Raw genomic sequence first — 13,714 nt, 5'->3', positions numbered from 1 at the left:
TTGAAGTTGGTATTGCTTGCCATAAATCTTCCCGATTACCCTCATAAGCCGTGGTCCTCTACCTATCGTTCGTCATATGAGCATCGGGAACCCCGCTCTCGGCGACGTGCTCGCGCAGCACGGCGGTCCGCATCGGCTGCTGGCGGCGTTGGCCGAATGGGGACTTCTGGTCGCCGTACGGCCGGACCGCTCCGTCGTCCTCGGCACGACCCAGGCCGGTGAACGAGTTCTGCTCGGATACACCTCGGCCGAGACCTACGCGCGGCACCACGGCTCGCACTCCCTGTCGGAGTGCGACGCGGACACCATCCTCGACATCCAGCGCGTCACCGGCGTGCGGGAGATCGTGATCGACGCGGCCGGGCCCACCGCGGCGGCGGTCCCGATCGAGGACCTCCACCGGTACCTGCGCTCCACCCGCAGCGGCCCGACGCCGGCCCTGTCCGGTGCCACGCCGACCGCGTACGCCACCGGGGCGATGGCCACGGTGTCGCGGACCTCCACGATGCGCCCGATGACACAGGTCGGCCCGGCCTCGCAGCCGAGCCCGCCCAGGATGCCCGCGTCCTCCCCGGCCGACCAGCCCTGGATCCCCGCTCCGCGTCCGCACCTGTCGGGGCCGATGCAGATGGTCGACCCCGGCTACAAGCGCTGCACCCACCCGATCCTGCCCGCTCTGCGCGTGGCGATCGCCCAGCTCCTGGCGGACTTCCCGCTCATCCACCACGTGTGGATCTCCGAGGCGCGCACGGCCTCCGGCGCCACCGGCATCATGCTGCACGTCAAGGTGCACATGTCCGCGGCCGAGGACGTGGTGCGGGACCTGCACCGCGGGGTGCGCGCCCGGCTGCCGCAGCTCGCGGCGAGCGAGGCGCCGATCCTGATGGCGCGGGTGGCCGACGCCCGCAGCGAGCAGCGCATGGTCGAGCTGGGCGCCCACGTCGTCTGCGCCGACGTCAGGGACTGATCCACGGGACGCCGGGGGCCGGTCGTACCGGTCACCCCGGACGTCCCGGATCCATCTGCGGACATCCCGGAGGCGGGAGGCCCGGTCAACGTACGCTCCGGGTAATCGGGGAACCAGGACCGGGCCGTTCCCCCTTTTGATCGGCTCGGTTCAGGTAAGCATGGGATCCATGGCCCGGCCGTCGCGCGGTGGTCGTCTTCTCCGCGGGGCCGGCGGCTTCCACGTACCCGCTCACGGAGGACCAGGTGACCTGAGATGACCCGTACGGACCCCATCCATCAGATCCGCTATGCCGTACGGCATCCCGACCGGATCGTCCCCCACGTCCGGAGGCTGGCCAGGGACGCCTGGCTGCGGCTGCGCACCACCGACCACGTCAGCTACTACCGGGCCGTGATGAAGTCCGACACCGCGCGCAACCCCGAGGCGGCCGTCGGCAGCAAGTCGCACGACCGCTGGCTGGCCCTGGGCAAGATGCAGTTCGACTATCTGGTCGGGCACGGCCTGCGCCCCGGCCACCGGATGCTGGAGATCGGCTGCGGCAACCTGCGCGCCGGCCGGTTGTTCATCGACTATCTGGACGGGGGCGGCTACTACGGGCTGGACATCTCCCCCGACATCTTGATCGCCGCGCAGCGGACCCTGACCGAGTACGGCCTGCGTGACAAGCTCCCCCACCTGACCCCGGTCAGGGACCTGCGCTTCGAGTTCCTGCCCGACGCGTCCTTCGACGTGGTCCACGCGCACAGCGTGTTCTCCCACTCCCCGCTGCACGTGATCGAGGAGTGCTTCGCCCACGTGGGCCGCATCATGCGCCCCGGCGGCTGGTTCGACTTCACCTTCGACCGGACCGAGGGCCGCGAGCACCAGGTCCTGCGCGAGGACTTCTACTACCGCACCGAGACGCTGCTGGACCTGGCCGCCGAGCACGGCCTGGCGGGCAGGTTCATGGAGGACTGGGAGAGGCTCCCGCACAAGCAGTCCAAGATCCGCATCACCCTGCCATAGGTCTCCCCCGGCCGGGTGGACGGAGAGCCCGTCCACCCGGTTCCGGGACAGTGGTGATCAGGTCAGCCGCCGGGTGAGGGACAGGCGCGTGCGGGTGCACAGTCCCGCCAGGAGCGCCGCCGCCGGCACCGAGGCGGCCAGACCGAGGGTGAGCCCGTCGGCGAGCACGATCCAGCGCAGGTGGCGGGCGCTCCCGCCCTGCGCCGCGATCAGCGCCAGTTCCCGGCGGCGGCGCCGGATCCCGACGGCGAAGGCCGGACCGGCCAGCAACGCGACCTCCAGCACGACCAGGCCGACGCCGGTGGCGGCCATCACCACACCGTCGAGGTTCCACCGGCCGCCGGGAGCCGGGTCCTCCATGCCGCCGGGCGGCGGCGGATCCATGATCACGGCTCGGGAGACCACGACGAGGCCCGAGCGGTTGAGCTCCCGCACCTTCCGCCAGGGGACCGGCGCGGGCGTGTCCACGAGCCACTCGGTGGTGACGCCCTTGCCGTCGGCCAGCACGGTGCCGGGCGGTGCGACGATCTGCCTGTGGCCGGGGTGACGCTGCGGCTCGACCACGCCGACGACCGTGGCGGCGGAGGACGTCCTGGACAGGGTGATCTCCGTCCCGGGGCGCAGGCCCAGGCTCGGGCTCACCGCGATCTCCCCCGCCGCCCGGGGAACGCGCCCCGACAGCAGGCGGTACATGCCCGCGGTGACCGGGTCGTTCAAGTCGATCTCCCGGACGTCGCTCTCCCGGTATCCCCGGGGACCCTCGTACCCCGTCCAGGAACCGCGGGAGGGCACCGCCCGGCTGCCGGGGCCGAACAGCGAGACGATCTCCTGCCGGGACAGGCCCCTGCCCTCGTTCCGGTTCGGCTGGACCCCGTCCTCGTCGAACCGGACCCCGCCCTCGACGCTCTGCCGTACCGGTTCACCGAACGTCGGTCCGTCCAGCCGCGCGTCGGCCGCGCCCATGTCCCAGGCCAGGGACTCGTGCGGGGCGATGTCCTCGGTGGCGAACCAGGTCGCGACCCCGGAGAAGAGCATGACCGGCAGGCCGATCATGACCATGATCAGGGCGCTGCGCCCCTTGGCCCGCAGGATGTCCCGGCGGGAGATCCGCAGGGCCGCCAGGAGCGCGGCGAACGGGGAGCGCCCGGCTGCGGGCGGGCGATCGCCACCCGCTGGCGCTGGCCGCCGGACAGTTCGTCGGGGAAGCGGTCGGGCTCCTCCAGCCCCACCTCCGCCAGGGCCTCCAGGGCCTCGCGCCGGGCCTGCCTCGCCCGCACCCCGTCCAGCTCGCGCGGGAGCATCACGTTCTCGGCGGCGGTCAGCGAGGGGATCAGGTTGAGGTCCTGGAAGACGTAGCCGACGCGCCTGCGGCGCAGGGCCGCGCGCTCCCCGTCCGTCAGGCTCGTCAGCGGCGTGCCCTCCACGGTCACCGCGCCCGAGGTGGGCGTGTCGAGACCGCCGGCGAGGTTGAGCAGGGTGGACTTGCCGGACCCGGAGGGCCCCATGACCGCGACCAGCTCTCCCGCGGCGACCTCCAGGCTCACCCCCTTCAGGGCGTGTACGGCCTGCGGGCCGTCGCCGTGGACGCGGGTCGCGTCCGCCAGCCGTACGACCGGATCGAAACTCATGCGTGCTTCTCCTGCGTCTGGGGGGAGGCCGTCAGCACGGCCTCGCAGTGGTCGAGCCAGCGCTGCTCGGCCTCGGCCTGGAAGATCATCGATTCGAGCACCAGCAGCTGGGCCGGCCCGTCGGTGCTCGTCTGCTTGGCCCGGGTGAGCTTCTGGAGCGTGCGCATCGTCGCGGCGCGCTGGGCCCGGATCACCGGCCGCACCTCCGCACCGGCGGCGACCGCCATCGCCAGCTTGATGACCAGCTCGTCCCGGGGCCGGTCGGACTGGGCGACGGGGGTGCCGAACCATCGCTCCATCTCCGCCCGACCGGCCTCGGTGATCGAATAGACGACCCGGCCCTGGTCGTCCTGGTCGCCGGAGGCCACCAGGCCGTCGCGCTCCAGGCGCGAGAGCGTCGTGTAGACCTGGCCGATGTTGAGCGGCCAGGTCGCCCCCGTCGACGCCTCGAACTCGGTGCGCAGCTGATAGCCGTAGCGGGGCCCTCGGCTCAGCAGAGCGAGCAGCCCCTGTCGGATCGCCATGCATACTGAGTATGCATACTCAGTATGGTCACGGCAAGCGAAGACGAGAGATCCGCATATTCTGGACAGGCGTCGCCGTTGGGACCGATACTCGGGAGATGAGCTCGACGCATCCTCCGGCACGCGCATCCGACGGGGACCGTGATCGTGCGATCAACGAGCTCCGCGACCGCGCCGTCGAAGGCCGGCTTTCCCACGACACGTTCCTGGGCCGTGTCGACATGGCGTTGCGCGCCCGCAACCGCGGCGAGCTGGACGATCTGGTCGCCGACCTCCCCCAGCGGGGCCGCCTGCGGCGCCTGGTGACCGAGGTCGTCGCCTCCGTCTCCGACTTCACCACGCGCGTGGAGTCGGCCTGGCGGCGTCCCCGGCTGCCCAAGCTGGCGCTGCCCGGCGACGCCCGCACCCGCTACGTCGTCGGCCGGGGCTCGGCCTGCGATCTGGTCCTGGCCGACCTGACCGTCTCGCGGGTGCACGCCGAGCTGCGCCGCGACGCCGACGACTGGATCCTCGTCGACCTCGGCTCCCTCAACGGCACCCGGCTCAACGACTGGCGCCTCGTCGGCCCGGCCAGGGTCCGGCCGGGCGACGTGATCTCCTTCGGAGACTGCGCCTTCGTCGTGATCACACCTCAGCTGGCCTGAGCGCCACGGACCGGCCCGCTCCTCACGCCTCGGCCGGCTTGAGGTTCCCGGCCTCCCTGAGCTTGGCCGCGGTGAGGCTGTAGCGCAGCGTCAGCGCGATGGCGACCCCCATGAAGAGCGCGGGGATCAGCGTGCTGCCGTACAGCGCGGCCTGGACGGCCGACTCGGGCTGCTCGACCGGCGTCTTCGGGTCCGACTCCACGAAGCCGGACACCCCCAGGATCCAGCCCAGCACGAGCGCGCCGAAGGCGAAGACGACGGTCTCGGCGGCCGTCCACAGGCCGGTGAACACCCCCGCCCGGCGCTTGCCGGTGACCGCCGCGTCATAGACGATCACGTCGGACAGCATGGAGAACTGCAGCAGCTGGAGCCCGGCGTAGCCGATGCCCACCACGAGCACGCACGCGTGCGCGTAGATCTCGCCGAACTGCGCCGAGAACGCCATCGCGACCGTGCCCGCCAAAAACAGCGCCGAGCCCAGGACCATCGCCCCGCGCTTGTCGTAGCGCCGCGACAGCCGTACCCACCCGGGCATCGTGACCAGCAGCGGGCCGACGACGCACAGGAAGAGCGTGGTGGTGGCCGCGGGGTCGTCCAGGGTGTACGTGGCGAAGTACGGCGCGCCGGCCAGCAGCGTGCCGGCGGCGAACATCTGCGCGCAGCTCAGGCCGAGCAGCACCATGAACGGCCGGCTGGTGCGGGCCGCGGCGAACTGCGCCTTGATCGACGGCTCCGACTCGGCCCTGGTGACCACCGGGATCCGGGCGGTGAGCAGGAAGGCGGCGATCATCGAGCCGAACAGCACCGCTCCGATGACCAGGCCCATGAGCCGGTAGCCCGAGACGTCGGTGCCCGCGATGGCGGGCGCGACGGCGCCGGACAGCAGGATCGCCAGGCCGACGAAGACCATCTTCCACTGCAGGATCGACGACCGCTCGTGATAGTCGTCGGTCATCTCCGCGGCCATCGCCTTGTAGGGGACCTCGTACAGGGCGTAGGCCGTGGCGGTGAGGAAGTAGCAGAGCGCGACGTAGGCGGCGGCGGGCAGGCCGGTGAGCGGCGGGCCCGCGAACGTCGCGGCGAAGGTCACGGGCAGCGCGATCGCCCCGGCCAGCATCCACGGGCGGCGGGCGCCGAACCGGGAGACCGTGCGGTCGGAGCGCTGACCGACCCACGGGTTGACGACGACGTCCCAGATCTTGGGCAGGAAGGCCACCAGGCCCGCGATCCAGGCGGGGACCGCCAGGACGTTCGTCATGTAGAACAACAACAGCAATCCGGGGACCGTGGAGAACGTCGCGGTGGAGACTGAGCCGACACCGTAGCCGATGCGCATGCTGCGCGGCACGGTGACGACGGCGGGAGCGGACGCCGGTGTGACCATTCGCACATTGAATCGCACCAAATGACCGCTCGGTAGACCGGAAACAAGACGATTTTTCATATTGTCAGCCGGTCCGCCGTTCCGCACGATCACCGCAGACGTCTAGTGATCCTGGAGCAGCGATGCGGCCATCACGACGAATCACCCTCTCCCTCCTTCTGCTGGCGAGCGTGACGTGGGCCTCGGCCCCGGCGTCCGCCCACCGGCCCGATCCCGGTGTCGCCGACCTGGTCGCCGACATCGGCCAGATCCTCAGCGACGAGCGCCTGGTCCCGGCGCGGGCCGGCGTGGTGGTGCGCAGCGCCGCCTCCGGCGAGGAGCTCTACGGCCAGGACAACGGCAAGATCCTCACCCCCGCCTCCAACGCCAAGCTGGTGACCTCGGCCGCCGCCGTCGACGGCCTCGGCCTGGACTTCCGCTTCACCACGGGCGTGCTGTCCACCGGCCGCCGCACGGGGTCCGTCCTCACCGGCGACCTGTACCTGAAGGGCACCGGCGACCCGACCATGCTCGCCGCCGACTACGACGCCCTGGCCGCGAAGGTGGCGGCGGCCGGGGTCAGGAGGGTCACCGGCAGGCTCGTCGCCGACGACACCTGGTTCGACGGCGTACGGCTCGGCACGGACTGGGCGTGGGACGACGAGCCGTACTACTACGCCGGGCAGATCTCGGCGCTGACGGCCTCCCCCGACACCGACTACGACGCCGGGTCGGTGATCGTCTCGGTCGCGCCCGGCGACGCCCCCGGCAGGCCCGCGAAGGTCTCCACCACCCCGGAGACCGACTACCTGAAGATCGAGAACCGGGCGACGACCGGGACCGAGACCGACGTGCTCGTCGAGCGGCAGCACGGCACCAACACGGTCCTGGTCACCGGGACCGTGGCGGACGGCTACGACGAGTGGGTCACCGTGAACGACCCGACCGGCTACGCCGCCTCCCTCTTCCGCGCGGCCCTGGACAAGCACGGGGTACGGGTGGCGGGCCGTACGGCGCGCGGGGCGACCCCCTCCGGGGCCGCGACCGTGGCCGAGCGCCGCTCGATGCCGCTGAGCGAACTGCTCGTGCCGTTCATGAAGCTCAGCAACAACATGCACGCCGAGATCCTGACCAAGTCCCTGGGCCGTGAGGTCTCCGGGGCCGGAACCTGGAGCGCGGGACTGGCCGCGATCACCTCCTTCGCGCGGGCCAACGGCATGCCGACGCTGCGGATGCGGGACGGCTCCGGTCTGTCCCGCGTCGACGGCCTGACGCCGGGCGGGGTCGCCGGGCTGCTGCTCGCACTGCGCGACAAGCCCTGGTTCCCCACCTGGTACGGCGCGCTGCCGATCGCGGGCGACCCGGACCGGATGGACGGCGGGACCCTGCGCAGCCGGATGCGCGGCACCCCGGCGGCCGGCAACGTCCACGCCAAGACCGGCTCGCTGACCGGGGTCACGTCCCTGTCCGGTTACGTCAGAAGCGCCGACGACGAACTCCTGGTCTTCTCGATCATGATCAACCAGTACCTGTCCGCCTCCCCCAAGGACATCGAGGACAAGATCGCCATCCGCCTCGCGGAGTTCAGCCGGACCGCTCCGGCCGAAATTTCCGACGCCCGCACCCTCCGGGAGGCATCGAACGTTCCAGAGCTGGAGTGCTCCTGGTCAAAGCCCGTGAGGTGTTGATCGCAGACGCCTCAACGATCACTCTGGTTTACCGGAGTCCCTTATCTTTTCCTTAAAAATCGTGACAAGGGGGATCTACCCCCGACAGAATGCGGGTTCCATCCAGCGTCTAAACCTCTGGAGGAACCGATATGCGCAGACCGCTGGGAGCGATCGTCTGCATCGGGAGTCTGGCGGCACTGAGCACCCCGGTCGCCGCGGCCGACGCCGCGGCGGCCCCTCGGGACACCTGCCGGGTGCGGGTGTCCGCCCCGGCCGTCAACGCCGCGGGGAGGATCCAGGTGACCGGCGCCCGGATGGGCTGTGACGACAGGGCGCTGCTCCGCATCCGCGTCAAGCAGGCCAGGCGGGGCCCGGACCGCACGCTCAAGAGCGGCGCCAAGGTCGGGGTCAACGGACGGTTCACCCTGAAGTTCAAGTGCGGTCCCGCCCCCCGGACCTACTACGCCGTGATCGTCGACTACCGCGGCAACGCGGACAGGTCGAGGGCGGTCCGGCTGTCGTGCGCTCCTCCGGGCACGCCGACTCCCACGCCCACGCCCACTCCGACGGGCAGCGCCGCACCGACGACGCCTCCGGGCACCGTGGGCACGGCGGAGGAGAGCGAGGTCGTGCGCCTGACGAACCAGGAGCGGACGAAGGCCGGCTGCAAGCCTCTCAAGCACGACCCGCAGCTCAACAAGGCCGCCCATGACCACTCGGCCACCCAGGCCTCCCGGAATGAGATGACGCACCAGTTCAAGGACGGTCCCGGCTTCGTGCAGCGCATTCGTGACGCGGGCTTCCAGGGCGGCTCGACGTTCGCCGAGAACATCTCCTACGGTCGGCGAACCCCTACAGAGACCGTCACCGGCTGGATGGGGAGCAAGGGCCACCGGGCCAACATCCTGAACTGCGAGTTCACCCTCATCGGTGCGGGCATGGCCAAGAGCGGCAACGGCACGCCGTACTGGACCCAGGTCTTCGTCGGATAGCACCCCCCGGACCGGTGGGGTGTCGCGCGGCGCGGTGCGACCCCCCACCGGCTCCCCCCTGAACCTCTCGCCTCCCGTGGCCGCTGTCCGGGCAGCCGCGGCGGGCGGGACGGGGTCGCTCCCGGACCACACCGGGAGATGGGGACGCCCCCGCGGCGGACGGATCGTCGCGGGGGCGCCACCATAGGCGTGCTCTCAGCTGCGGCTTCACACCTCATCACCGATGGGAACAGGTCTTCCTCAAAAACGTGACGAGTACAGAATATTTCGCGGAATTCCTCCACAGATTCGACAAATCTTCTCTTCCCCCGCTTCAGCCCCATATGTACCATGGTCCCCGCTTCCCGATGATCTCCCGCAGGGAGAAGACCGTCGGGAGCCCGGGAACCGCCATCGGTTCACGCGCCCCGGCTCCCGCCCGGGGCGCCCACGATTCCCCTCCCCCGCGTGTCCCCGCAGGACACGCCCCGTACGGCCGGCCGAGCGACACCACACGGGCATCCTCGCCGGACCTCTCACCCCCGGAGGAACATTGAGACTGCGGTCTCTGCTCGCCAGCGCCACCGTGCTCGCCGCCACCGCCGCGACCATGGTCGCCGGCCCCGCGGCCTACGCCGCGCCCCCCAGCGCGTCCCCCACCGCGCCCGCCGCCAGCGCGCCCCCCGCCACCGGCGCCCCCGTCGTCGACCCGGCCCTCAAGGCCGAGGTGCAGAAGGGCGAGACCGTCCGCGCCGTCGTCGAGGTGGACCGCGGGCAGCAGGTGGCGCCCGTCGCCAAGAGCGCCGAGGCCCTGTCGCAGACCACCGACGTACCGGAGCAGCCGCCCGCACGCGACTTCTTCGTCATGGAGGTCGACAAGGCCACGCTGACCAAGCTCGACGACGACAAGCGCATCGAGGCGATCTACGAGGACCGGCTCAGCCGCCCCACCGCCCTGGGGACCAGCATCAACGTCATCGGCGCCGACAAGGCCCACACCTCCGGTTACACCGGAGCCGGCTGGGACGTCGCGATCCTGGACACCGGCATCGACCGCGACCACCCGTTCTTCGCCGGCCGCATCGTCGCCGAGGCGTGCTTCTCCACCACCGACAGCAGGCAGGGGTCGTCCTCCCTCTGCCCCAGCGGTGAGAACTCGCAGATCGGCACCGGCGCCGCCAACGCCGAGACGGCCAAGTGCAACAACGGCAGCCTGTGCACGCACGGCAGCCACGTGGCCGGCATCACCTCGGGCAAGAAGGCCGCCGGCATCAGCAGCGACGGCGTCGCCCCCGACTCGGGCATCATCGCCATCCAGGTGTTCACCCGGTTCGACAGCGCGGACGCCTGTGGCGGACGGGCGCCGTGCGTCCTGTCCTACACCTCCGACCAGAAGCGCGCGCTGAACTACGTCGCGGAGCTGAGCAAGACCCGCAGGATCGCCTCGGCCAACATGAGCCTCGGCGGCGGCCAGTTCGCCTCCTCCTGCGACACCAACCCCTCGGGCAACGGCATCAAGTCCGAGATCGACGTGCTGCTGGGCCGCGGCGTCGCCACCGTGATCGCCGCCGGCAACTCCGGGTACGGCGCCGCCGTCGGCTCGCCCGCCTGCATCTCCAGCGCCGTGACGGTGGGCGCCACCGACAACGGCGACGCGGTCGCCTCCTTCTCCAACCGCGGCGCGCTGCTGGACGTCTTCGCCCCGGGCGTGCAGATCCAGTCCAGCGTCCCGAACAACGCCTGGGCCCGCTACAGCGGCACCTCCATGGCCGCCCCGCACGTGGCCGGCGCCTTCGCGCTGATGCGGCAGGCCATGCCGGACGCGAGCGTGGCCGAGATCCTGACGAAGCTCCGGAGCAGCGGCAAGGCCGTCACCTACACCAGCGGCGGCAGCAGCGTCACCACGCCCCGGCTGAGCCTGACCGGCTCCCTGCCCGCGGGCCCGGCGCCCACCCCGACCGCCACGGCCACCCCCGCCCCGACCGGTACCGCCACTCCGGTGCCGACGGCCGTCCCCACGGCCACGCCGACCGGTACGGCCGTCCCCGTTCCCACCCCGACCGGCACCGCCGCTCCGACCCCCGCCCCCACCGGCACTGCCGTCCCCACCCCCGCGCCCACCGCACCGGGAGTGCGTCCGGCCGAGAAGCGGGTCGTCGATCTGGTCAACCAGGCGCGCGCGGACAACGGCTGCGCCCCGCTCGTCCTCGACGCCAGGCTGTACGCCGCGGCCCTGGGCCACTCGACCGACATGGCGCAGAACCGTTACTTCCACCACTACTCGCGGGACGGCCGCAGCCCCGGTGACCGCATCCGGAACGCCGGGTTCTCCCCGCTCCGCAGCTGGGCCGAGAACATCGCCCGGGGTCAGCGCAGCGCGGACTCCGTCCACAGGGCGTGGATGAGGAGCAGCGGCCACCGCGCCAACATCCTGAACTGCAAGCTCACCCACATCGCCGTGGCCTACGCCAGGAACGCCTACGGCACGCCGTACTGGACCGAGGTGTTCGCCTCCACCACCACCGCGACCGCCGCCCCCGTCCCCACGCCGACCGGCACCGCGACCCCCACCGGCAAGCCGACCGCGACGGCCAAGCCCACGGCGACTCCCACCAAGCCGACCACGCCCCCCACCACCAAGCCGACGGTGACGCCCACGGCCAAGCCGACCCCCACTACCAAGCCGACCGCGACGCCCAAGCCGACCGCGACGCCCAAGCCCACGGCGACTCCCACCAAGCCGACGACGCCTCCCACCACCGACCCCACCGGTGACCCGGGCACGGTCGGTTCGGCCGAGGAGAACGAGGTCGTGCGCCTGACGAACATCGAGCGCCAGAAGGGCGGCTGCGGTCCGCTCAAGCACGACCCGCAGCTCAACAGGGCCGCGCACGACCACTCGGCCACCCAGGCCGAGCGCAACCAGATGACGCACCAGTTCCCGGGCGGTCCCACCTTCGTGGAGCGCATCCGCGCGGCGGGCTTCACCGGCGGCTCGGCGTTCGCGGAGAACGTCGCCGCGGGCTACGGGAACCCGGCCTCCGTGGTCGCCGGCTGGATGAACAGCTCCGGCCACCGGGCCAACATCATGAACTGCAAGTACAACCTCATCGGCGCGGGCATGGTCAAGAGCGCCGGCGGCACGCCGTACTGGACTCAGGTCTTCGTCGCCCGCTAGAACCCCCGGGGACGGCGTGAGCACCCCCTCTCACCGCCCGAACGCCGTCCCCGGTGAACATCCCGGCGCGGGGAGAACGCTGCCGGGAGAGAAACAGGACGCCCCCGCGACGGACGGATCGTCGCGGGGGCGTCCTGTCGTGCGTACGGCCCCCTCGGATGAGGGAGCCGTACGGCGGCGGCCTCGGGCGGCCGGACGGCCTACTTCAGCCAGCTCATCATCGGGCGGAGCTTGGCGCCGGTCTTCTCGATCGGGTGCTCGGCCAGCTCCTCGCGGTAGGCGGTGAACTTCTTCTGGCCGCCGTCGAACTCGTCGACGAGCTCCTTGGCGAACTCGCCGGACTGGATCTCGGCGAGGATGCGCTTCATCTCCTTCTTGGTCTCCTCGGTCACGACGCGCGGACCGCGGGAGTAGCCGCCGTACTCGGCGGTGTCGGAGACCGACCAGTACATCTTGTGGATGCCGCCCTCGTACATGAGGTCGACGATCAGCTTCATCTCGTGCAGGCACTCGAAGTAGGCCACCTCGGGCTGGTAGCCGGCCTCGATCAGGGTCTCGAACCCGGCCTTGATCAGCTCGGAGACGCCGCCGCAGAGCACGGCCTGCTCGCCGAACAGGTCGGTCTCGGTCTCCTCGGTGAAGGTGGTCTTCAGCGCGCCGGCGCGGGTGCCGCCGATGCCCTTGGCGTAGGACAGCACCAGCGGCCAGGCCTCGCCGGTGGCGTCCTTCTCCACCGCGACCAGGCACGGCACGCCGCGGCCGGCGGTGTACTGGCGGCGCACGAGGTGACCCGGGCCCTTGGGGGCGACCATCGCGACGTCGACGCCCTCGGGGGCCTCGATGAGGCCGTAGCGGATGTTCAGGCCGTGGCCGAAGAACAGCGCGTCGCCCTCCTGCAGGTTCGGCAGGATGTCCTGGGTGTAGAGGTGACGCTGGATGTGGTCCGGCGCGAGGATCATGATCAGGTCGGCCTCCGCGGCCGCCTCGGCGGGGGTGAGCACCCGCAGGCCGTCGGCCTCGGCCTTCTCCCGGCTCTTGGAGCCCTCGGGCAGGCCGACGCGGACGTCCACGCCGGAGTCGCGGAGGGACAGGGCGTGGGCGTGGCCCTGGCTGCCGTACCCGATGACGGCCACGACACGGCCCTGGATGATCGACAGGTCGGCCTGGTCGTCGTAGAAGATCTCAGTCACTAGCTTGAACCTTTCAGGGTTTCGTACGGCTCCGCGATCCGGTTCACGCGGTCCGGTCCAGGGCCCGGAGGGAGCGGTCGGTGATGGAACGGGCACCGCGGCCGATGGCCACCATGCCCGACTGGACGAGTTCCTTGATGCCGAACGGCTCCAGGACCTTGATGAAGGCCTCCAGCTTGTCCGGCGTCCCGGTGACCTCGATGGTCACCGCGTCGGAGGCGACGTCGACACAGCGGGCGCGGAAGAGGTTGACCAGCTCCAGCACGCTGGAGCGGTTGTCGGCGTCGGCCCGCACCTTGATCAGCGTGAGCTCGCGCTGGACCGACTGCGCCGGGTCGAGCTCCACGATCTTCAGCACGTTCACCAGCTTGTTGAGCTGCTTGGTGACCTGCTCCAGCGGGAGCTCCTCGACGTTGACCACGATGGTCATCCGGGAGATGTCCTCGTGCTCGGTCGGCCCGACCGCCAGGGAGTCGATGTTGAACCCGCGGCGGCTGAACAGCGCCGCGACGCGCGCGAGCACGCCGGGCTTGTTCTCCACCAGCACGGAGAGCGTGTGCCTGCTCATGCG

The 13,714-nt window shown here is 71.1% G+C and carries 12 protein-coding genes; 6 read left to right on the top strand and 6 right to left on the bottom strand.

Annotated features, from left to right (window positions below):
- The first annotated feature begins 76 nt into the window (after window positions 1-76).
- Window positions 77-967 carry a hypothetical protein gene (locus Pta02_RS13120; RefSeq protein WP_203875064.1) on the top strand — a complete coding sequence of 297 codons (891 nt, stop codon included), beginning with the start codon at window positions 77-79 and terminating at the stop codon, window positions 965-967.
- Between the two features lie 255 nt (window positions 968-1,222).
- Window positions 1,223-1,975: a class I SAM-dependent DNA methyltransferase gene (locus tag Pta02_RS13115; RefSeq protein ID WP_203875063.1), complete on the top strand. Its 753-nt coding sequence runs from the start codon at window positions 1,223-1,225 to the stop codon at window positions 1,973-1,975.
- A gap of 57 nt (window positions 1,976-2,032) precedes the next feature.
- Here the strand turns inward: Pta02_RS13115 and Pta02_RS13110 are convergent, their stop codons facing one another.
- Genes Pta02_RS13110 through Pta02_RS13100 form a run of 3 tightly spaced genes read right to left on the bottom strand, consistent with a single transcriptional unit; the run spans window position 2,033 to window position 4,127 of the window.
- Window positions 2,033-3,028: an ABC transporter permease family protein gene (locus Pta02_RS13110; protein ID WP_203875062.1), complete on the bottom strand. Its 996-nt coding sequence runs from the start codon at window positions 3,026-3,028 to the stop codon at window positions 2,033-2,035.
- An 8-nt stretch (window positions 3,029-3,036) separates the two neighbouring features.
- The gene (locus Pta02_RS13105) at window positions 3,037-3,603 is read right to left on the bottom strand and encodes an ABC transporter ATP-binding protein (RefSeq protein ID WP_203875061.1); all 567 of its coding nucleotides are present in this window, start codon (window positions 3,601-3,603) and stop codon (window positions 3,037-3,039) included.
- Window positions 3,600-4,127, bottom strand: a complete 528-nt coding sequence (locus Pta02_RS13100) for a PadR family transcriptional regulator (protein ID WP_203875060.1) — start codon at window positions 4,125-4,127, stop codon at window positions 3,600-3,602. Before Pta02_RS13100 ends, Pta02_RS13105 begins: the two co-directional genes overlap by 4 nt.
- A gap of 98 nt (window positions 4,128-4,225) precedes the next feature.
- On the opposite strand from Pta02_RS13100, the gene Pta02_RS13095 reads away from it, so the two are divergent.
- The gene (locus Pta02_RS13095; RefSeq protein WP_203875059.1) at window positions 4,226-4,771 is read left to right on the top strand and encodes a DUF1707 and FHA domain-containing protein; all 546 of its coding nucleotides are present in this window, start codon (window positions 4,226-4,228) and stop codon (window positions 4,769-4,771) included.
- Window positions 4,772-4,793: 22 nt separating this feature from the next.
- On the opposite strand, the gene Pta02_RS13090 is transcribed toward Pta02_RS13095, so the two are convergent.
- Entirely contained in the window at window positions 4,794-6,155 is a 1,362-nt protein-coding gene (locus Pta02_RS13090; RefSeq protein ID WP_239130429.1) for an MFS transporter, read from the bottom strand.
- A 170-nt stretch (window positions 6,156-6,325) separates the two neighbouring features.
- On the opposite strand from Pta02_RS13090, the gene dacB reads away from it, so the two are divergent.
- The 3 genes from dacB (at window position 6,326) to Pta02_RS13075 (ending at window position 11,953) form a co-directional block, all read left to right on the top strand.
- Window positions 6,326-7,822 carry a D-alanyl-D-alanine carboxypeptidase/D-alanyl-D-alanine endopeptidase gene (dacB, locus tag Pta02_RS13085; RefSeq protein WP_239130425.1) on the top strand — a complete coding sequence of 499 codons (1,497 nt, stop codon included), beginning with the start codon at window positions 6,326-6,328 and terminating at the stop codon, window positions 7,820-7,822.
- Between the two features lie 131 nt (window positions 7,823-7,953).
- Entirely contained in the window at window positions 7,954-8,796 is an 843-nt protein-coding gene (locus Pta02_RS13080; protein WP_203875056.1) for a CAP domain-containing protein, read from the top strand.
- A gap of 532 nt (window positions 8,797-9,328) precedes the next feature.
- On the top strand, window positions 9,329-11,953 hold the full coding sequence (locus Pta02_RS13075; RefSeq protein WP_203875055.1) for a CAP domain-containing protein: 2,625 nt from the start codon (window positions 9,329-9,331) through the stop codon (window positions 11,951-11,953).
- Window positions 11,954-12,153: 200 nt separating this feature from the next.
- Here Pta02_RS13075 and ilvC read toward each other — a convergent pair whose 3' ends face one another.
- Together ilvC and ilvN are read right to left on the bottom strand one after the other, a co-directional pair.
- Window positions 12,154-13,143 (bottom strand): ketol-acid reductoisomerase, encoded by a 990-nt coding sequence (gene ilvC / locus Pta02_RS13070; RefSeq protein WP_204064680.1) that lies wholly within the window; start codon window positions 13,141-13,143, stop codon window positions 12,154-12,156.
- Window positions 13,144-13,186: 43 nt separating this feature from the next.
- Entirely contained in the window at window positions 13,187-13,711 is a 525-nt protein-coding gene (ilvN, locus tag Pta02_RS13065) for an acetolactate synthase small subunit (RefSeq protein WP_203875054.1), read from the bottom strand.
- Between the last annotated feature and the right edge of the window lie 3 nt (window positions 13,712-13,714).

The organism is Paraplanobispora takensis, assembly GCF_016863195.1.
Lineage (GTDB): Bacteria > Actinomycetota > Actinomycetes > Streptosporangiales > Streptosporangiaceae > Planobispora > Planobispora takensis.
Note: the sequence above shows the minus strand (reverse complement) of the source record. Positions and strands in the feature narration are given on the sequence as shown.

Bases quoted from the DNA above. Each gene is read 5' to 3' on its own strand.
- Pta02_RS13110 (WP_203875062.1), bottom strand. From the start codon at position 3,028: ATGATCGGCCTGCCGGTCATGCTCTTCTCCGGGGTCGCGACCTGGTTC.
- Pta02_RS13105 (WP_203875061.1), bottom strand. From the start codon at position 3,603: ATGAGTTTCGATCCGGTCGTACGGCTGGCGGACGCGACCCGCGTCCAC.
- ilvN (WP_203875054.1), bottom strand. From the start codon at position 13,711: ATGAGCAGGCACACGCTCTCCGTGCTGGTGGAGAACAAGCCCGGCGTG.
- Pta02_RS13120 (WP_203875064.1), top strand. From the start codon at position 77: ATGAGCATCGGGAACCCCGCTCTCGGCGACGTGCTCGCGCAGCACGGC.
- Pta02_RS13100 (WP_203875060.1), bottom strand. From the start codon at position 4,127: ATGGCGATCCGACAGGGGCTGCTCGCTCTGCTGAGCCGAGGGCCCCGC.
- Pta02_RS13095 (WP_203875059.1), top strand. From the start codon at position 4,226: ATGAGCTCGACGCATCCTCCGGCACGCGCATCCGACGGGGACCGTGAT.
- Pta02_RS13115 (WP_203875063.1), top strand. From the start codon at position 1,223: ATGACCCGTACGGACCCCATCCATCAGATCCGCTATGCCGTACGGCAT.
- Pta02_RS13090 (WP_239130429.1), bottom strand. From the start codon at position 6,155: ATGGTCACACCGGCGTCCGCTCCCGCCGTCGTCACCGTGCCGCGCAGC.
- Pta02_RS13080 (WP_203875056.1), top strand. From the start codon at position 7,954: ATGCGCAGACCGCTGGGAGCGATCGTCTGCATCGGGAGTCTGGCGGCA.